Here is an 18404-nt window from a genome sequence, read left to right as displayed (position 1 = left end):
TCCAAGAATTATGAGTTATAAAACTATTCACTTTTTACTTATTTAAATTACTAATCTAATCCCTAAAGTAGGTGTTATATAATAAGGGTTTTTAAATTGTGACTCAATTTCTTTAGGAGCTTCAATAGACAAGAAATCTGTACGGAATTCGGTAGAAAAAAAGAGTCCGAAATTTTTTGAAAAATGATAACTTAACTCCGGATTTATCGCTACAGTGGTTCCATAATCTGAAAATGTGAGTCCGCCTTCTGCCAGGTTTTTATAAGAAACCGAACCAACGCCGACTTTGAGTAAAAATCTAAAATCGTTTCTTGGAAAAAATTGATAACCTACCAAGCCGCCAACGCGAATAATGTTTGTATGCTCATAATTGCCAACCAAGGCTTGATTTTCAATAGAATTATAGATGACGCCATACTGAATTCCTAAAAGCCAAGGAGTATCGAATAAATTAAAGAGGAAATTAAAATCAAAACCTACCGAATCTTTAAAAGAATTTTTTACAAAATTATCTCCAATAGGTATTGCTTTAGAAAAGCCTAAAGTAATAATTCCGTAATGATCGTCTTTTTCAAAAACCTGCGTAGAATTTGCTTGGGTGATTTCCTTTTCTTGGGCTTTTGTCTGATTTAAACATAGGGAAAAAAATAAAAATAAGCCGATTAGTGTTTTAATATTCAAAAACATAATTGTTGGTTGCGTTGGTTAATGGTATTGTAATACTTTGGGTTGCGTTATTGTTAATAGTGTAGGTAAACACTGCGGGTTTGGACGCGAGACTGTAAAAGCGTCCTTGGTAGTTAGGTTTTATGCTATCTTGATTGCGAGCAATATAATAAACCTCATAACAAAAATTTTCAATGGGTTCTATCGTATCTCTATATGCATAATCGCAATTGGTGTTATACAATCGCAACGACCAATTTAAATTTTTATCTTCTGAAGAAATTTTTTCGATAGAGAATTCTAGTGTTGCTGCTTTAGGAATTTCGAAGCTACCCAATTCATATTTATTTACGCGTAAAAAATCATCTTCATCATAATTTATGATTCTTGCGCTAGCATAATTTTCGTTTACGGCGGGACTTTGGTTAAAATTAAAGCCTTTTTTTCGGTTAATAAGTGTAACAAAATCGTTACTATAACTTTGTAAAGAGACATAAGAAAAATCTCCGGAAACATTGCTGCTGCCAGTTCCCATAGTGTATTCTTCTACTACAGATTGTACATTGATGTTTTGAAGCGGGTTGCCGTCTTGATCTACTAATTTTCCGGATACGGTTATGCGTTTATTGTTTTCTATCTCTATATCTTGACAACTGTAAAAACAAAAAGCTGTAAAAATATAGAATAGAAACGCTAATTTCATTCTTTTCATAAAAGTTGGTTTTCAACTTATAGATGTAAAAAACCATTTTGGTTGCGTTTTTTTACTGAATGAAAAATTTATACGTTTTGATTTTTTGCTTCTTATTTAAACTTTAATTAATACAATAAATATGCTTTTCGCATAGCATCGTAATCTTCTAAACCTGCTTGCCAACTTGCTTTAATTTCTTCTTTGCTTATGCCATTTTCAATTTGTTGTTGCAGTTTTTTGGTGCCGGCCAATTTGCTGAAAAAATTATTAAAAAATTCCTCTTTTTTGTTGGTGTGTTCGTAGGCTTCTATTAACCAACTCAAGTTTATGGCAGAGAGTTTTTGCGTGTTGCTAAGGTCTTTGCCAAAACAAAGTTTGTTTTTGTGTTTGGGGTTTTTAGCACCTTCGTTAGCAGTTGGCGTGTAGGAAAAAGAATAGAAATCTTTATTTAAAAATGGCGAACCAAAAACTTGAAATTGTTTATTGGTGCCACGACCCGCATTTACATTGGTGCCTTCAAAAAAACATAAACTCGGGTAAAGGTTTATAGCTTTGGCATTGGGCAAATTGGGCGATGGTTTTATCGGTAAATCATAAACGGTTTCTTTTGTGTAATTTTGCATAGGAATTACCATCAAATCGGCTTTTAAGTTATTTGGGAGCCAGTTTCCGCCATTTATCATTTGAGCATATTCGGCAATTGTCATGCCGTGTACAATTGGTACGGGATGCATTCCTACAAAACTTTTATTTTCTTTTTCTAAAATTGGTCCGTCAATATAGTTGCCGTTTGGGTTAGGCCGATCTAATACTAAAACAGGAATATTCGCTTCCGCGGAAGCTTCTAAAATATAATGTAAAGTAGAAATATAGGTGTAAAACCTTACGCCTACATCTTGAATATCGAATACAATAATATCTAAACCTTCCAATTGTTTTGGGGTTGGTTTTTTATTATTTCCGTAAAGGGAAATAATGGGCAAACCGGTTTTTTGGTCGATACCGTCTATAACTTTTTCGCCGGCATCTGCTTTTCCGCGAAAGCCGTGCTCGGGAGAAAAAACGCGTTTTATAGTAATGTTTCGCGCCAATAAAGAATCTACCAAATGCGTAAAACTGTCATCTTCTTTAAAAATAACCGAGGTTTGGTTGCCCACAATACCAACATTCTTATTTTTTAACAATGGCAAATAAGCCTGCATTTGGTTGGCACCAAGAACCGGTTTTTTACTTAAATTTTTTGCCGCTTCATTTTTGTCACCCACATTAGGCGATTTTGTTTGTGCTTGACAAGAAAATACCACGAGCAGAAGAATAAAAAATGTATTTTTGAACAATCGTTTAAATAGAGACAGCATTTGAATTTTGAATTTTTTATAGCAAAGCGCTTAATCAGCACAAAAGATTATAAAAGTAGTATTTCCGCACCAATAATAAAAATTGCGGTAAGTGCAATTGCCATTGGCGTTATTATGATGTTGGTTTCTGTGGCTACCGGCGTTGGTTTGCAGCAAAAAATTCGAGATAAGATTGCCGCTTTTAACGGGCATATTACCATTGGAAATTTAGACAACAATAACTCCCAAGTCTCGATGGTGCCAATTTCTACTACTCAAGAATTTTATCCGGATTTTGATGCGGTAGACGGTATTGAACATATACAAGCCGTGGCTACAAAATATGGCATTATTCGTACCGAAACAGACTTTGAAGGCATTGTGGTAAAAGGCGTTGGTACAGATTATAAATGGAATTTCTTTCAGGAATATTTGGTAGAAGGCCGTTTGCCGGAATATAAAAATGACGGTTACAGCAAAGAAATTCTTATTTCAGAATATTTAGCAAAGCGTTTGGGTTTTTCTTTAGAAGACCAGGTGGTTATTTATTTTATGAACAACGACAAACAAGAACGGCCGCGTTTAACGGCTTTTGAAGTGGTGGGGCTATTTAATTCCGGTTTCGAAGAGTTTGACCAAACCTACGTTATTGCAGACATTAATCAGTTGCAGCGTTTAAATAAATGGAAGAAAGACGAAGTTGGCAATTTTGAAATTTTCATAGACGATTTTACTAAAATAGACGAAAAGGGTGGTGAAGTTTACCGCGCAATCGACTCTTTTTTAGATGCAAAAACCATTCGGCAAATGTATCCTTCTATCTTTGAGTGGTTGTCGCTTTTCGATTTTAATATCGCTTTAATAATTGGGATAATGATTATAGTTTCGGGTATAAATATGATTACCGCGCTATTGGTTTTAATCTTAGAACGCACCCAAATGATTGGGATGCTAAAAGCACTTGGAAGCACCGATTGGAGGGTACGGAAAATATTTTTATACAACGCCGCTTACCTTATTGTAAAAGGTTTACTTTACGGAAATATAATAGGCTTGGGCTTGCTTTTTGCGCAGAAATACTTAAAGTTAATTCCGCTAAACCCAGAAACTTACTACGTAACCGAAGCCCCGGTTTATATAAATTGGGATTATGTTCTTCTTATCAATCTGGGTACGCTTCTGCTTTGTATGTTAATGTTGCTTATTCCTTCAATTATAATTACCAGAATCACGCCTACAAAGGCGATTAAATTTGAGTAAGGATAATTTGTGATTTAAAATTGCTGTTTAAGCTTCCGCGGAAGCTAAAAAACATCTAAAGGCTTGTGTATGTTGATTTAAGCACTGCATTTCGCTACATCTAAATTGTTTCTTACCTTTGCAGCCTTAAAAAAAAGAGATGGACTACAAAGAAAATATATTAGAAACCATTGGCAATACACCTTTGGTAAAGATTAACAAATTGACTAAAGATATTCCTGCATTAGTTCTGGCTAAATACGAAACCTTTAATCCGGGTAACTCGGTAAAAGACCGTATGGCGGTAAAAATGATAGAAGATGCAGAAAAGGAAGGAAAACTAAAACCCGGCGGGACTATTATAGAAGGTACTTCCGGTAACACCGGAATGGGCCTGGCGCTTGCAGCTATTGTAAAAGGCTATAAAATGGTTTGCGTTATTGCCGATAAACAAAGTAAAGAAAAAATAGATATTTTACGCGCTGTAGGTAGTGAGGTTGTGGTTTGCCCTACAGATGTAGAACCGGACGATCCGCGTTCTTATTATTCTACCTCCAAAAGATTGTCAGAAGAAACGCCAAATTCTTGGTATGTAAATCAGTACGATAACCTTTCTAATACCAAAGCACATTACGAAAGTACCGGTCCAGAAATCTGGAACCAAACAGATGGGAAGGTAACCCATTTCGTGGTTGGCGTTGGTACCGGCGGAACAATCTCCGGTGTAGGAAAATATTTAAAGGAACAAAATCCAAATGTAAAAGTTTGGGGAGTAGATACTTATGGGAGCGTTTTTAAAAAATACCACGAAACCGGTGAGTTTGACGAAAAAGAAATCTACCCATATACCACAGAAGGAATAGGTGAAGATATTTTACCAAAAAATGTAGATTTTGATGTAATAGATGGTTTCACTAAAGTAACCGATAAAGATGCAGCCGTTTATACTAGAAAACTAGCCGAAGAAGAAGGTATGTTTTTAGGTAATTCTGCTGGCGCAGCCATTAAAGGTCTTCTACAGTTAAAAGATCATTTCTCTAAAGATGATGTGGTGGTTATTTTATTTCACGATCATGGTAGTCGTTATGTTGGGAAAATATTTAACGACGAGTGGATGAAAGAACAAGGTTTTATAGAATAAAAAATAAAAGTCCTGCCTATGTTGCAGGATTTTTTTTGTCTTTTTTTTAACGCATAGAAATAATTATAAGTTTATGAGAAATATATGGCTAATTACCACAATTTTGTTAATGCTAACAGCCATTACCACTGCACAAGATCAAATTAAGGAAGATACTGCTCTGCGTGTAAATATAGATCTTAATAACCCGTCGCGTGAGATAAACGATGCAGTGGCTAGAGTAGAGGCAACCGGAGGCAAGCCGCCTTATCAATATAAATGGAGTAACCAGAGTACTGCATTAGATGCGCAAAAATCTACCGGCTTAATAGAAGGTATGGAACATCACATACGAGTTACAGACGCAAATGGAAATTCGGTTTCTAAAACTTTCGAAATTCCGGCAAAATCTATAACAGAAATATTTAACAGTAACGTGCAACCGGCTGTAGATGTTTTGGGAAGTATTTTGTTTTGGGATCCCTTTTCTACCTTAGGAATTTACGATCCGGTGGTTTATACAACCAAACGTCAAATTCCTATTCCAAATTGGGATGCTACCAGTAAAGAAACCTATTCCTTAAAAAAATGGTTACTACCCGAGAATTCAAATGTAGAAGAAGGCGATAAAATTGCTATAATTACCAGTGATACCGGAAAAGAAAGCAATGTATTTTCTTCCGTAAAGGGAAAACTTTTCTATTTGGTTAAAGAAGGCCACGTAATTTACGATCCTCAAGATGCGCAAGACGTTATCAAACAAGATGCACACGTTTTGGCAGAAATAGAATACGGTGACCCACAACCGCTTTTACATCCTAACGGCGATATAAAAAAGAATACTATTCCGTTTATTGTAATCTGGCTTATATTAGGAAGTATTTTCTTTACTTTTCGTTTAGGCTTTGTAAATATTCGCGGTTTTAAGCACTCTATAGAATTAGCCAAAGGAAAGTATGACGATCCTGACGCTCCCGGAACCATTACGCACTTTCAGGCAATGGCAACCGCCGTTTCTGCAACCGTTGGTTTAGGGAATATTGCCGGAGTGGCCGTGGCAATTTCCTTGGGTGGTGCCGGCGCTACTTTCTGGATGTTTATGGCAGGTTTCTTTGCAATGTCTTTAAAATTTGTAGAATGTACGCTTGGTGTAAAATACAGGTTTATCAACAAAGAAGGCAGAATATTTGGTGGCCCGATGAACTATTTACGCTACGGATTAGAAAAACGCAATTTAAAAGGTTTGGGTAAATTCTTGGCTGGACTTTTTGCCGTTTTAGGTGTTGGCGCATCTTTTGGTGGCGGAAATATGTTACAATCCAACCAAGCTTTTAAGATTGTATCTGAGCAATTACCGTTTTTGCAAGGTCACGGCTTTTGGTTCGGGATTATGTTTGCTATTCTTGTAGGCGTAGTGATTATTGGTGGTATTAACAGTATTGCTCGCGTTACTGGTCGAGTAGTGCCATTTATGGCGGCTGTTTATATTCTTGGCTGCCTAATAGTAATTGGCGTACATATAGAAAATATAGGTAGCGCGTTTGCCGCTATTTTTAACGGTGCACTTTCTGCAGATGCTTTAAAAGGTGGTTTTATTGGCGTCTTGATTATTGGCTTGCAACGTGCCGCTTTCTCTAGTGAAGCGGGAGTTGGTTCTGCCGCAATTGCGCATAGTGCTTCTAAAACCAACAATCCTATTGCAGACGGTTTTACCTCTTTGGTAGAGCCGTTTATAGATACGATGGTAGTGTGTACAATGACGGCTTTAGTGCTTATTTTCTCGGGAATGCACGAAGTTAGCGGCCTTGGCGGAGTAGAGCTAACTTCAGATGCTTTCGGAAGCGTAATTTCTTGGTTTCCGGCAGTTTTAGCTTTTGCTGTATTCTTGTTTGCATTTTCTACTATGGTTTCTTGGTCGTATTACGGTATGCGTTCGTGGACATACTTATTTGGACGTAGTAAAAAATCTGAAATGATTTTTAAAGTAATGTTCCTGCTTTTTGTAGTCCTTGGCGCATCGGTAAGTCTTGGCGCTGTGCTTAGCTTTGCAGATATGATGATTCTAGCCATGTCTTTCCCAAATATTATTGGTTTATATATAATGTCTTCAGAAGTAAGAAGCGATATGAAAGAGTACTGGCAAAAACTTAAAAATGGAGAGCTAAAGGTTAATCCCAAATTTATAAAAGCTTAATTTTTTTGAAGAACTATAATTTGGGCTGTTTTAAAAAGTAGTAATAGTAAATCTACTTTTTAAAGCAGCTTTTTTATTTTCACTTTACGGAATTATTAAGTGCTGCAAAAATAGATTATGAACTCGGGTGTTGTAGTATACTCTCGTTGTCACGGAATAAGTTCTGTCGGCGTTTATCACTTAATTGTACTAAATAAGCCACCAAAGCGCCGGCGAAATAACAAAATACATCGCCCCAGTCTGCGGTATAACGAGCTTTTATGGGCGGTAATATAACTTCGAAATAAATGGCGTAAAGTAAACTCAAACTAAGTATCATACTTAGACTAAGCCAAAAAGCAGGTTTAACCAACCGAAGCAAAAAGAGAATTATCCCGAAAACTATGGGCATACAAAGCAAGTCCATAAAATAAGCACGCATCCATTGCGGGTAATTTATACCGTTTTGCAAACCAAGTTGGTACGCGCCAACCAATACTGCACAACCAATAAAAAAAACCGTGTAATTTCTCATATCAGTAAAAAAGAAATTAACCAGGCAATAAAACCGCCAATGGCTAAAGCTGCTACCCATAGGTAATAACCCACATTACCAAAAAAACGTAAAAACGCATTGTCACTTTGGCGCCAATTCTTTTTTGGTTTTGGTTTATTGGGAGCTGTTTTATTTGGATTTTCTTCTTTCTCTTCCTGCATTTTCGGTGCCGCTTTGAGGCGCTAAAAATACTAATTTTAAATGGATTTTTTTCCGTAAAGCTAAAATTAAGACTTTTAAAAAAATCGTTTATCTTTAAAGATAAATTAATGGTATGCAGCAGTTTTCTTTCTTGGTTATTTTAAGTATTTATTTTTGTCTTGGTAATTTGCAAGCGCAAGAAAAGCAAAGTTTGCGTTATTTGGCTTTAGGAGATTCGTATACAATTGGCGAAAAAGTAGCACCGCAAAGTCGTTGGCCGGTGCAACTGGCAAAAGCCTTGAATAAGGAAGAAACAGAAGTGGAAGAAACACATATAATAGCCCAAACCGGATGGCGCACAGACAATTTATTAAACGCTATCGATACCACTTCTGTAAAGGGGAAATTTGACTTGGTTTCGTTATTAATTGGCGTAAACAATCAATATCAGGGCAAAGAAATTTCGCAATTTAAATCTGAATTTGAAGGCTTACTTACAAAAGCTATCGTCAAAAGTAAAGAAGGAGCAAAAGGGGTTTTTGTAGTGAGTATTCCAGATTACAGTGTTACGCCTTTTGTTACCGTCAAGCACAATAAAATTCGTAAAGAAATAAAACAGTATAACCGTATTGCGCGTAAAATGAGTAAAAAGTATAAAATTGCTTTTGTAAACATTACGCCAATTTCACAAAAAGCAAAAAAAGATAAAAGCCTACTTGCAGAAGACGGCTTGCACCCAAGCCCAAAAATGTATGCGCAATGGGTTAAGAAAATACAACCGGTGGTAATAGAAATGTGCAAAAAATTATGAAAGAAGATTTTTTACATTACGTCTGGAAGTTTAAAAAATTCGATTTTTTAAATGCTAAAACTACTGCAGGAGAAGCTATTCGTATTATAAATTTTGGATTGCACAACCAACAAGCCGGTGGTCCGGATTTTTTTAATGCCAAGATTGAAGTTGGTTCGCAACTTTGGGCAGGTAATGTAGAAATACATCTTAAAGCAAGCGACTGGTATGCGCATTACCACGAAACAGATGCAAAATATGATAATGTGATTTTACACGTGGTTTGGGAAGAAGACGTAGAGGTTTTTAGAAAAGACGAAACGCCAATTCCTTGTTTAGAGCTAAATGCTTTGGTAGACAAAAATGCTGTGAAGAATTACCAAAAATTACTTGTAGGACAAGCACAATACCTTAATTGCGAAAACGATTTTTCTAAGGTAGATGATTTTTTACTGAATAATTGGATAGAGCGTTTATACGTTGAACGATTAGAAATAAAACACGAATTTATTGCTAAGTTATTGGAGAAAACGCGCAATAATTGGGAAGCGGTTTTATTTTTAAGCCTTGCCAAAAATTTCGGTTTAAATAAAAACGGAAATAGCTTTTTACGAGTAGCAGAAAGTATCCCTATACAAGTGGTACAAAAAATAAAATTGGCAGAAAGTTTAGAAGCTTTATTAATGGGGCAAGCAGGAATGTTAGACCAAGAAATAGAAGATGCTTATTTTCAAAAATTACAAAAAGACTATTTCTATCTTCGGCATAAATACCAATTAAAAGCGCCACTTGGTTCTGGGGTGCAATATTTTAGGTTACGACCGCATAATTTCCCTACTATTCGTTTATCGCAATTGGCACATTTGTATGTTAGTACGCCTAATTTATTCAGTAAAATAAAAGAAACCTCTAACAAAAATGATTTATACCGGCTTTTAAATTGTACAGCCGGAGAATACTGGCAAACGCATTATTCTTTTGCAACGCCCGGTAAGAAAAGTAAAAAAGCTTTAAGCCAAAAATTTAAAGATTTACTAATAATAAATACTATAGTGCCAATTTTATTTTCTTATTACCAAAGCTTAGGAAAAAGCGCTCCCGAACACCTTTTTGGTTGGATGCGAAATTTGCCGGCGGAACAAAATGCGGTCGTAAAAAAATTTAATGCCATAAGATCAAAAACAGCAACCAATGCAATGGCTTCGCAAGCAATTTTACATCTAAAAAATAATTACTGCAATAAAAATCGCTGTTTGCAATGTGCAGTGGGTTTAAATTTGCTGAAAAGAAAATAGAAATGCTTATTTTTGTATTATGGCAAATTTAATGTACAGAATACGTTATTATTTTGAGCGTAATGGTTTTTATGTAAGTTCTAGATTGGCAGATAGAATTGGGATGCGCGTAAAAAGTGTTCGTTTGTTTTTTATATACCTCTCTTTTGCCACCCTGGGAATTGGTTTTGCATTTTACCTTACCTTGGCTTTTTGGTTGAGGTTAAAGGACTTGGTGTATACCAAAAGAACATCTGTTTTTGATTTGTAAGTAAATTATTTGCGTTAAAATTAAGTAGCTGCTTTAATTTTTAGTGTTTTATCTTTTTAAAAAGTCTTTTTTTTAGGATATTGTGCCGTTAAAAATTTCTTAATTAGCCGTAAACTTTAAATTTCAATAACGATTTATGAAAAATATTATGCTTTCGTTCCTACTTGTTTGTGTGGGTATTTTAACTGGAAATGCACAAGGTTTAGTAGAAGCAAATAGTGGAGAGCTAAAAGTTGATGCAAAAATTGAAAATCCGTCCAATCTAATAAACGACGGTTTTATAAGTTTAGAAGTAAGTGGTGGTAAGCCGCCATATACTTATAAATGGAGCAATCCAGAAACTTCTTTAAGATCCAGCACAGCATCAAATTTAACGGAAGGTATTCCATATCAAGTTATAATTACAGATGCAGATCAAAATACGATTACAAAATCTTACCGTATAAAAGTAGAATCTGTTACCGAACATTTTAACGGTTTTTTTGCTCCTATTGTAGAAAGTATGGGAGCAATTTTATTTTGGGACCCTTTTGCTGCCATAGGCATCTACGATCCGGTTGTATATGCCGAAAGCAAAAAAATTCCTATTCCGCGTTGGTCAGCGGAGACCGATAAAAAATCGGTTTTACAAAAATGGTTAAAACCAGAAGGTTCTAAAGTAAATAGAGGAGAAGAAATTGCTGTTGTTCAAAAAGACGGTAGAGAAGAGTTACGAGTAACGTCGCCTGCCAATGGTACTTTAACTTATTTGGTACAGGAAGGAAATGTTATTTTTAATCCAGATAATACACAACACAAAATAGAGCAAGGTGCGCATCACCTAGCAGAAATAAAATATGACAAGCCAATTGCCTTAACGCATCCTAATGGCGATGTTAAACAAAACGCTATACCTTTTATTGTGGTTTGGCTTATTTTAGGAGCCACTTTCTTTACAATAAGAATGGGCTTTATCAACATTAGAGGTTTTAGACACAGTTTAGATTTAGCAAAAGGAAAGTATGACGATCCTAATGCGCCCGGAAAAATAACTCACTTTCAAGCGCTTGCTACTGCCGTTTCTGCAACAGTTGGTTTGGGTAATATTGCTGGGGTTGCCGTAGCGGTTTCTTTGGGAGGTGCCGGTGCTACTTTTTGGATGGTTGTAGCCGGTCTTTTAGGTATGTCTTCTAAATTTGTAGAATGTACATTAGGTGTAAAATACCGCTTTATAGATTCTGAAAACAGAATTTTTGGCGGACCTATGAATTACTTGCGTTACGGTTTGGAGAAAAGAAATATGCGTGGTTTAGGTAAATTTTTAGCCGGTCTTTTTGCCGTATTGGGTGTAGGAGCATCTTTTGGTGGCGGAAATATGTTTCAAGCCAACCAGTCTTTTAGCATATTATCCGGACAATTTCCTGCCTTAGAAGGTAATGGTTTTTTATTTGGTCTGGTAATCGCAATTTTGGTAGGTGTTGTTATAATTGGTGGTATTAATAGTATTGCTAAAGTAACCGGTAAAGTTGTACCGTTTATGGCTATTATTTATGTGATAGGATGTTTGATTGTTATTGGCTTTAATTTTGAAAATATAGGCGCTGCTTTTTCTGCAATTATTAACGGAGCATTTTCTCCAAGTGCATTAAAAGGTGGTGTTATTGGAGTGCTCGTAGTTGGTTTTCAACGGGCAGCATTTTCTAACGAGGCTGGGGTTGGTTCTGCCGCTATTGCGCATAGTGCAGCCAAAACCCATCATCCACCATCAGAAGGTTTTGTGGCTTTATTAGAGCCGTTTATAGATACAGTAGTAGTTTGTACACTTACTGCTTTGGTACTTATTTTTACCGGAATGCACGAAGTTGAAGGTATTGGCGGAGTAGAATTAACCTCGCAAGCATTTGCCAGTGTTATTTCTTGGTTTCCTTATGTATTAGCCGCGGCAGTATTTTTATTCGCTTTTTCTACTATGATTTCTTGGTCGTATTACGGCATGCGCGCTTGGACGTATCTTTTCGGAAAAAGTAAAAAAACAGAATTTATCTATAAAATAATATTCTGTGTATTTGTTGTCGTAGGTGCCTCTATTAGTCTTGGCGCAGTACTAGATTTTTCAGATATGATGATATTGGCCATGTCTTTTCCTAATATTATTGGTTTATATATAATGTCTGGCGAAGTGCGGGAAGACCTGCGTGAATACTTTAGAAAATTAAAAGCTAACGAATTGTTTACCAAATCCGGAAAACAACAAGCTTAATGGAGTTCTAAACCTTTAAAATATGTCATTTAATAAATCCCATCTCATTTTTACGAAAAGTCAACGAAATGGGATTTTTTTTATGTCTTTAATTATTCTTGTCTTGCTTGGCGGAATGTTTTGGGTAAATAAGCAAGCTCCCGAAAATACATTAACCAAAGACCAAGAAAAAGAGTTTTTGGCGGTTCAAAAAGAATTAGATTCTTTAAAAAAGCTGCAACTAAAGAAGCAAAAAAAGACGTATAAGATATATCCTTTCAATCCTAATTTTATTACAGATTATAAAGGATACACTTTAGGAATGTCTACCGAAGAAATAGACAGGTTGCACGCTTTTCGTGAAAAAGACCAATGGATAAATTCTAAAAAAGATTTTCAAAACGTTACTGAAATTTCTGATTCTTTACTGAATAAAATAGCACCGTATTTTAAATTCCCGGATTGGGTGGTGGCACAAAACAAAACCAAGAAACAGCAGAAACAGCAAGTTAAAGCGTTGCCGTACGCAAAGAAAACAGATTTAAACCAAGCTACGTCGGCCCAATTGCAAGAAATAAATGGGATTGGCGAAAAAATAGCTTTACGGATTTTGCGTTACCGTAATAAATTAGATGGCTTTGTAGCAGACATACAAATAAAAGATATTTACGGTCTAAAGTACGAAACCGAAGAAAAACTTCTAGCCCGCTTTACCGTGAAAACTCCGCCGTCGGTAGAAGTTTTAGACCTTAACAAAGCAACGCTTATACAATTATCAGAAATTCCATATTTTAATTACGAACTGGCGCGCGAAATTATAAACTACAGAGAACTGCACGAAGGCATTAAAACTTTTGAAGAACTTGCCAAAATAGAAGATTTTCCGGCCTATAAAATAGAACGCATAAAACTTTATGTGCAAATAAAATAGAAAATATCAAAAAATTAGCGATATTCTACGAATACTTGTTATTTTTGATGCATTCAGTATATAACAAGAAATTGCTATTAAAATCAAATAATAAATGAACAGTACGTATTTTACAGAAGAGCACGAGCATTTTAGAAAAAGCTTTAGAGATTTTTTACACAAAGAAGTCGTGCCGTATGTTGATAAGTGGGAAAAAACGGGAACCATAGAACGTTTTATTTGGGAAAAGTTTGGTGAGATGGGCTATTTTGGCCTTAACTACCCAGAAGAATACGGGGGTTTAGATTTAGATCTTTTTTACACGGTAATTTTCTTAGAAGAGTTGCAACGCATAAATTCCGGTGGTTTTGCGGCCGCAATGTGGGCGCACGCCTATTTGGCTATGACGCACCTAAACAAAGAAGGCGATGATCGCATTAAAAAGGAATATTTAGCGCCAAGTATTACCGGAGAAAAAATTGGCTGTCTTTGTATTACAGAGCCTTTCGGCGGATCTGATGTTGCCGGTATGAAATCTACTGCCGTAAAAAAAGGAGATAAGTATATTTTAAACGGCTCCAAAACCTTTATTACCAATGGCGTTTATTCAGATTATTTGGTAGTAGCCGCAAAAACTTCCCCTGAAAAGGGCAACAAAGGAATGAGCATTTTTGTGGTAGACAGAGATACACCAGGTATTTCTGCAACCAAATTAGATAAACTGGGCTGGCGTGCTTCAGACACCGGAGAGATTGCTTTTAACGATGTTGAAATTCCGGCAGAAAACTTGATGGGAGAAGAAGGTCAAGGTTTTCCGTACATAATGCAACATTTTGCTTTAGAGCGTTTAATAATGGGTATTAACGCCCACGCCAGAACCGAGTATGCCTTAGAATATACCTTAGAATATATGTCTGAGCGAACGGCTTTTGGTAAAACAATAGATAAGTTTCAAGCTCTACGCCATAAGATTGCAGATATTGCCAGCGAAGTAGAAATGGCCAAGCAGTTTAATTATGCCGTAGCAAAACAATTAGATGAGGGGCATTATGTGGTAAAAGAAGCCAGTATGTCTAAACTTTTATCTACCAAGATCGCGGATGAAGGCATAAATTCTTGCTTACAATTTTTAGGCGGTTATGGTTATATGGAAGAATATCCACTAGCCAGAATGTTACGCGACAGCCGTTTAGGTCCAATAGGAGGTGGCACTAGTGAAATTTTGCGTGAAATTATCGCCAAAATGATCATCGATAAGAAAGAGTACAAGCCGGCAGCGCGCTAGTTTTTTTTGATTGTTTTGGCGAAAATGCCTTTAGAAATTATCGCCAAAATGATCATCGACAAGAAAGAGTACAAACCTGCAGCGAAATAAGACTTTTTTTCTGTTTTGATTTTGTCTCTCATTCAGAAAAAATATTTTGACAGAGGTCTTTGTTAATTTGAAAAATAAATATAATTTTGCCGCCTGAAAATTCTAAGCGAAGGGAGGTGAAACAACTATGTTAAAAATACATGTTAAAGAGGGAGAAAATATTGAAAGAGCGTTAAAACGTTTAAAACGAAAATTTTCCAGTACAAAAACCCTACAAGAATTGCGCGAGCGTAAAACTTTTTCTAAACCTTCGGTTGTAAAAAGAGCGCAGCGACAGAAAGCCACCTATGTGCAAAGTTTAAGAGATCAAGATAACTTTTAATTGGTTGTGCAAATAATTATACGCTTACTTTGTAAAGTTTTCTAACTTTGTAAAGTAAGCGTTTTTTTATGGACTTTTCTCAATTTAAAGATTATCTACAGTACGAAAAAAAATATTCTGTGCACACGGTAACGGCTTATATTAAAGATTTGCAACAATTTGCAACTTTTATAAAAGATAATTTTGAAGAAACCAACCTAACAGAAGTTAGCTACTCTTTAATTAGAAGTTATATTGTTCATCTCTCCGATGCGAAAACTTCCAATAGGAGCATTAACCGAAAAATATCTTCCTTAAAGACCTATTACAAGTTTTTACTTAAAACCAAACAAGTTAGCGTCTCTCCGTTAAATAAACATAAAGCTCTTAAGGTGGCGCAGCGTATTCAGACTCCATTTTCGGTAGAAGAAATTCAAAATGCAATACAAGAAATACCTTTAGAAAGTTTCGAAGATTGGCGAGATAGGTTAGTGGTAGAGTTGCTTTACTCTACGGGAATGCGACGTGCAGAATTGATAAACATTAAATTAACAGATGTAGATATAGCTGCACGCCAAATAAAAATTTATGGTAAACGCAATAAAGAACGCATTGTACCTCTCCTTTCTTCTTCTATAGAGATTTTAAAAGTGTATTTAGATAAGAGAAAGGAAATAGAAAACCTAACAAAGGCTGAGTATTTTCTGCTAACCAAAAAAGGTGAAAAACTTTACGGGACTTTGGTGTATAGAATTGTAAATAATTATTTTTCGAGGGTTTCTAGTAAAGTAAAAAAAAGTCCGCACATAATAAGACATAGTTTTGCTACTCATCTTTTAAATGAAGGCGCAAATTTAAATGCAGTAAAAGATTTATTAGGGCATTCTAGTTTAGCTTCCACGCAAGTGTACACCCATAATAATATAAAAGAGCTTAGTGAAATCTATAAAAATGCACATCCAAGAAACATTTAAGGAAAATACATTTTTTAAAAGAAAGTTGTCAAACGTTTAACATGATTGATTTATAGGTATTTATGGAAAAAATAGTAGGGTTAAAACGAGCTTTTTTAAGGCGAATTAAAAATATTTGAAAAAAAATAAAAAAAAGTTTTGCATAAAACATAAACAGCTCTATATTTGCAGTCCGTTAGAAACAACGGGCTTTTTAAAACTAAAAAGCTGAACAATTTGCCGATGTAGCTCAGCTGGCTAGAGCAGCTGATTTGTAATCAGCAGGTCGTGGGTTCGAGTCCCTCCATCGGCTCTGTTCTATGAAATTTTGAAAGGTGAAATACTTTGGGGAGATACTCAAGCGGCCAACGAGGACAGACTGTAAATCTGTTGTCTTTCGACTTCGCAGGTTCGAATCCTGCTCTCCCCACAAGCTTGTAAGATTATATGGATTTTGGTTTTAAGGAAATCAAAATTTTCATTGCAAGACGCAAATCGTTTAGGTTTGTAAAAATACAAAAGCAACCTTTTGGGTTGTAGAATGCGGGAGTAGCTCAGTTGGTAGAGCGTCAGCCTTCCAAGCTGAATGTCGCCGGTTCGAACCCGGTCTCCCGCTCTAACCTTTACTGGCAGGGCTTGGTTTGGTTCGTAGAGTAGTAAAGAAAGTAGCTTGTAGAAGCTGGTCTCGGAGGTGAGGTGATAGTGAAAAATATATTTCCTTTTAGCTCTAGAAAACAGCCAATTTTGGTTGTTATATGTTTTACGCCGACGTAGCTCAGGGGTAGAGCGCTTCCTTGGTAAGGAAGAGGCCACGAGTTCAAATCTCGTCGTTGGCTCTAGTTTTGGGGTGTTTACTCCGGCGTTAAGTTTAAGTTAGCCTAGCTGATATGACAGTAGGTTTTTTGTATTGTATAAAATAGAACACTAATATAAACTAAGATAAATAAGTATTAATTATGGCAAAGGAAACTTATGATCGTTCCAAACCGCACTTAAATATAGGTACAATTGGACACGTAGATCACGGAAAAACTACTTTAACTGCTGCTATTACTAAGGTAATGGCTGATGCTGGATATTCAGAAGCTAGTGCTTTTGATCAAATTGACAATGCTCCTGAAGAAAAAGAAAGAGGTATTACAATTAACTCTTCGCATGTAGAATATCAAACAGAAAAGCGCCACTATGCGCACGTTGACTGTCCTGGTCACGCCGATTATGTGAAGAACATGGTTACAGGTGCTGCTCAGATGGACGGTGCTATTTTGGTAGTTGCTGCTACAGACGGTCCAATGCCACAAACACGTGAGCATATCTTATTAGGGCGTCAGGTAGGTATTCCAAGAATCGTTACTTTCTTGAATAAAGTTGATTTAGTTGACGATGAAGAATTATTAGAATTAGTAGAGATGGAAGTAAGAGATTTGCTTTCTTTCTATGAGTATGACGGAGATAATGCTCCTATCATTTCTGGTTCTGCTTTAGGTGCCTTGAACGGTGACGAAAAGTGGTCAAAGACTGTTATGGATTTGATGGAAGCTGTTGATGAGTGGATAGAGTTACCACAAAGAGATGTTGATAAAGATTTCTTAATGCCTATAGAAGATGTATTCTCTATTACTGGTCGTGGTACTGTTGCAACTGGTCGTATAGAAACTGGTGTTGCTAATACTGGAGATCCTGTAGAGATTATCGGTATGGGGGCTGGTAAACTTACTTCTACTATTACTGGAGTTGAGATGTTCCGTAAAATATTAGATAGAGGTGAAGCTGGTGATAACGTTGGTATTTTATTAAGAGGTATAGAGAAAACTCAGATTACTCGTGGTATGGTGATTACTAAGCCCGGATCTGTAACTCCTCACGCTAAGTTTAAAGCAGAGGTTTATATCTTGAAAAAAGAAGAAGGTGGTCGTCACACACCATTCCATAATAACTATCGTCCACAGTTCTACGTAAGAACAACAGACGTAACTGGTACTATTAACTTGCCTGATGGTGTAGAAATGGTAATGCCTGGAGATAACGTAACTATTACTGTTGAGTTGATTCAGCCAATTGCTATGAACACAGGTTTACGTTTTGCTATCCGTGAAGGTGGCAGAACCGTAGGTGCTGGTCAGGTAACTGAAATTTTAGAATAAGCGTAAGCTAAGTATAAGGTTAAGGTGTTTCGTGAAAACGGAATACCTTGACTTGTATTTATGGTTTAGTTTCCTTTTTGTAATAAGATTCTATACTATTTACGGGTTTAGCTCAGTTGGTAGAGCACTGGTCTCCAAAACCAGGTGTCGGGAGTTCGAGCCTCTCAACCCGTGCGAATATTGAAATGTTGGATTTGGTGAGGCGAGAAGTTTATCTTGAGCGAAGTGATAACGGAGTCGAA

At 36.2% G+C, this 18404-nt stretch carries 17 protein-coding genes and 5 tRNA genes; 17 read left to right on the top strand and 5 right to left on the bottom strand.

Translation table 11 applies throughout. From position 1 onward, the window contains the following. Positions 1-42 precede the first annotated feature (42 nt). The 3 genes from FKR84_RS07400 to FKR84_RS07390 all read right to left on the bottom strand — a co-directional run bounded on the left by FKR84_RS07400 (position 43) and on the right by FKR84_RS07390 (position 2718). A complete protein-coding gene (locus tag FKR84_RS07400; RefSeq protein WP_141421661.1) occupies positions 43-687 on the bottom strand; it encodes a porin family protein in 645 nt (214 codons plus the stop codon). Next, on the bottom strand, positions 671-1378 hold the full coding sequence (locus FKR84_RS07395; RefSeq protein ID WP_141421660.1) for a hypothetical protein: 708 nt from the start codon (positions 1376-1378) through the stop codon (positions 671-673). The genes FKR84_RS07400 and FKR84_RS07395 overlap by 17 nt, the downstream gene beginning before the upstream one ends. Positions 1379-1485: 107 nt before the next feature. Then, complete coding sequence (locus tag FKR84_RS07390) at positions 1486-2718, bottom strand: exo-beta-N-acetylmuramidase NamZ family protein (RefSeq protein ID WP_141421659.1); 1233 nt, start codon at positions 2716-2718, stop codon at positions 1486-1488. On the opposite strand from FKR84_RS07390, the gene FKR84_RS07385 reads away from it, so the two are divergent. From FKR84_RS07385 to FKR84_RS07375, 3 genes are all read left to right on the top strand, one after another. After that, entirely contained in the window at positions 2719-3957 is a 1239-nt protein-coding gene (locus tag FKR84_RS07385; protein WP_141421658.1) for an ABC transporter permease, read from the top strand. It abuts the gene before it with no gap. Positions 3958-4096: 139 nt separating this feature from the next. Then, positions 4097-5077: a PLP-dependent cysteine synthase family protein gene (locus FKR84_RS07380; protein ID WP_141421657.1), complete on the top strand. Its 981-nt coding sequence runs from the start codon at positions 4097-4099 to the stop codon at positions 5075-5077. A 73-nt stretch (positions 5078-5150) separates the two neighbouring features. After that, positions 5151-7250 carry an alanine/glycine:cation symporter family protein gene (locus FKR84_RS07375; protein ID WP_141421656.1) on the top strand — a complete coding sequence of 700 codons (2100 nt, stop codon included), beginning with the start codon at positions 5151-5153 and terminating at the stop codon, positions 7248-7250. Between the two features lie 115 nt (positions 7251-7365). Here FKR84_RS07375 and FKR84_RS07370 read toward each other — a convergent pair whose 3' ends face one another. Both FKR84_RS07370 and FKR84_RS07365 read right to left on the bottom strand, forming a co-directional pair. After that, positions 7366-7764, bottom strand: coding sequence for a hypothetical protein (locus FKR84_RS07370; protein ID WP_141421655.1), 399 nt, complete (start codon positions 7762-7764; stop codon positions 7366-7368). After that, complete coding sequence (locus tag FKR84_RS07365; RefSeq protein WP_141421654.1) at positions 7761-7946, bottom strand: hypothetical protein; 186 nt, start codon at positions 7944-7946, stop codon at positions 7761-7763. Before FKR84_RS07365 ends, FKR84_RS07370 begins: the two co-directional genes overlap by 4 nt. Before the next feature lie 113 nt (positions 7947-8059). Here FKR84_RS07365 and FKR84_RS07360 point away from each other — a divergent pair, with 113 nt between their 5' ends. The 14 genes from FKR84_RS07360 to FKR84_RS07295 all read left to right on the top strand — a co-directional run bounded on the left by FKR84_RS07360 (position 8060) and on the right by FKR84_RS07295 (position 18336). Then, on the top strand, positions 8060-8737 hold the full coding sequence (locus FKR84_RS07360; RefSeq protein WP_141421653.1) for an SGNH/GDSL hydrolase family protein: 678 nt from the start codon (positions 8060-8062) through the stop codon (positions 8735-8737). Beyond that, positions 8734-10011 carry a DUF2851 family protein gene (locus FKR84_RS07355; protein ID WP_141421652.1) on the top strand — a complete coding sequence of 426 codons (1278 nt, stop codon included), beginning with the start codon at positions 8734-8736 and terminating at the stop codon, positions 10009-10011. Before FKR84_RS07360 ends, FKR84_RS07355 begins: the two co-directional genes overlap by 4 nt. A 19-nt stretch (positions 10012-10030) precedes the next feature. Then, a complete protein-coding gene (locus FKR84_RS07350; RefSeq protein WP_141421651.1) occupies positions 10031-10261 on the top strand; it encodes a PspC domain-containing protein in 231 nt (76 codons plus the stop codon). 136 nt (positions 10262-10397) lie between these two features. Then, entirely contained in the window at positions 10398-12500 is a 2103-nt protein-coding gene (locus tag FKR84_RS07345) for an amino acid carrier protein (protein WP_141421650.1), read from the top strand. 82 nt (positions 12501-12582) lie between these two features. Further along, positions 12583-13410, top strand: coding sequence for a ComEA family DNA-binding protein (locus FKR84_RS07340; RefSeq protein ID WP_233357699.1), 828 nt, complete (start codon positions 12583-12585; stop codon positions 13408-13410). Between the two features lie 94 nt (positions 13411-13504). Continuing rightward, the gene (locus tag FKR84_RS07335) at positions 13505-14674 is read left to right on the top strand and encodes an acyl-CoA dehydrogenase family protein (RefSeq protein ID WP_141421648.1); all 1170 of its coding nucleotides are present in this window, start codon (positions 13505-13507) and stop codon (positions 14672-14674) included. A 217-nt stretch (positions 14675-14891) separates the two neighbouring features. Beyond that, positions 14892-15086, top strand: a complete 195-nt coding sequence (gene rpsU / locus FKR84_RS07330; protein ID WP_141421647.1) for a 30S ribosomal protein S21 — start codon at positions 14892-14894, stop codon at positions 15084-15086. Positions 15087-15154: 68 nt separating this feature from the next. Continuing rightward, positions 15155-16039, top strand: a complete 885-nt coding sequence (locus tag FKR84_RS07325; protein ID WP_141421646.1) for a tyrosine-type recombinase/integrase — start codon at positions 15155-15157, stop codon at positions 16037-16039. A gap of 218 nt (positions 16040-16257) precedes the next feature. After that, positions 16258-16331 (top strand) — tRNA-Thr (locus tag FKR84_RS07320). 34 nt (positions 16332-16365) lie between these two features. Further along, positions 16366-16448: transfer RNA gene (locus FKR84_RS07315), tRNA-Tyr, on the top strand. Between the two features lie 113 nt (positions 16449-16561). Next, positions 16562-16634: transfer RNA gene (locus FKR84_RS07310), tRNA-Gly, on the top strand. A gap of 148 nt (positions 16635-16782) precedes the next feature. Then, positions 16783-16854: transfer RNA gene (locus FKR84_RS07305), tRNA-Thr, on the top strand. 120 nt (positions 16855-16974) lie between these two features. Further along, positions 16975-18162, top strand: coding sequence for an elongation factor Tu (gene tuf / locus FKR84_RS07300; RefSeq protein WP_141421645.1), 1188 nt, complete (start codon positions 16975-16977; stop codon positions 18160-18162). 101 nt (positions 18163-18263) lie between these two features. Further along, positions 18264-18336: transfer RNA gene (locus tag FKR84_RS07295), tRNA-Trp, on the top strand. Positions 18337-18404: the final 68 nt, after the last annotated feature.

It is taken from the genome of Haloflavibacter putidus (assembly GCF_006546625.1).
Lineage (GTDB): Bacteria > Bacteroidota > Bacteroidia > Flavobacteriales > Flavobacteriaceae > Mesonia > Mesonia putida.
This window is presented reverse-complemented; position numbering and strand designations above follow the sequence as displayed.

What these genes read in the sequence shown, in the direction of transcription:
- FKR84_RS07400 (WP_141421661.1), bottom strand. Translation starts at nt 687, where the DNA reads ATGTTTTTGAATATTAAAACACTAATCGGCTTATTTTTATTTTTTTCC.
- FKR84_RS07395 (WP_141421660.1), bottom strand. Translation starts at nt 1,378, where the DNA reads ATGAAAAGAATGAAATTAGCGTTTCTATTCTATATTTTTACAGCTTTT.
- FKR84_RS07390 (WP_141421659.1), bottom strand. Translation starts at nt 2,718, where the DNA reads ATGCTGTCTCTATTTAAACGATTGTTCAAAAATACATTTTTTATTCTT.
- FKR84_RS07380 (WP_141421657.1), top strand. Translation starts at nt 4,097, where the DNA reads ATGGACTACAAAGAAAATATATTAGAAACCATTGGCAATACACCTTTG.
- FKR84_RS07375 (WP_141421656.1), top strand. Translation starts at nt 5,151, where the DNA reads ATGAGAAATATATGGCTAATTACCACAATTTTGTTAATGCTAACAGCC.
- FKR84_RS07370 (WP_141421655.1), bottom strand. Translation starts at nt 7,764, where the DNA reads ATGAGAAATTACACGGTTTTTTTTATTGGTTGTGCAGTATTGGTTGGC.
- FKR84_RS07365 (WP_141421654.1), bottom strand. Translation starts at nt 7,946, where the DNA reads ATGCAGGAAGAGAAAGAAGAAAATCCAAATAAAACAGCTCCCAATAAA.
- FKR84_RS07360 (WP_141421653.1), top strand. Translation starts at nt 8,060, where the DNA reads ATGCAGCAGTTTTCTTTCTTGGTTATTTTAAGTATTTATTTTTGTCTT.
- FKR84_RS07355 (WP_141421652.1), top strand. Translation starts at nt 8,734, where the DNA reads ATGAAAGAAGATTTTTTACATTACGTCTGGAAGTTTAAAAAATTCGAT.
- FKR84_RS07350 (WP_141421651.1), top strand. Translation starts at nt 10,031, where the DNA reads ATGGCAAATTTAATGTACAGAATACGTTATTATTTTGAGCGTAATGGT.
- FKR84_RS07345 (WP_141421650.1), top strand. Translation starts at nt 10,398, where the DNA reads ATGAAAAATATTATGCTTTCGTTCCTACTTGTTTGTGTGGGTATTTTA.
- FKR84_RS07340 (WP_233357699.1), top strand. Translation starts at nt 12,583, where the DNA reads ATGTCTTTAATTATTCTTGTCTTGCTTGGCGGAATGTTTTGGGTAAAT.
- FKR84_RS07335 (WP_141421648.1), top strand. Translation starts at nt 13,505, where the DNA reads ATGAACAGTACGTATTTTACAGAAGAGCACGAGCATTTTAGAAAAAGC.
- rpsU (WP_141421647.1), top strand. Translation starts at nt 14,892, where the DNA reads ATGTTAAAAATACATGTTAAAGAGGGAGAAAATATTGAAAGAGCGTTA.
- FKR84_RS07325 (WP_141421646.1), top strand. Translation starts at nt 15,155, where the DNA reads ATGGACTTTTCTCAATTTAAAGATTATCTACAGTACGAAAAAAAATAT.
- tuf (WP_141421645.1), top strand. Translation starts at nt 16,975, where the DNA reads ATGGCAAAGGAAACTTATGATCGTTCCAAACCGCACTTAAATATAGGT.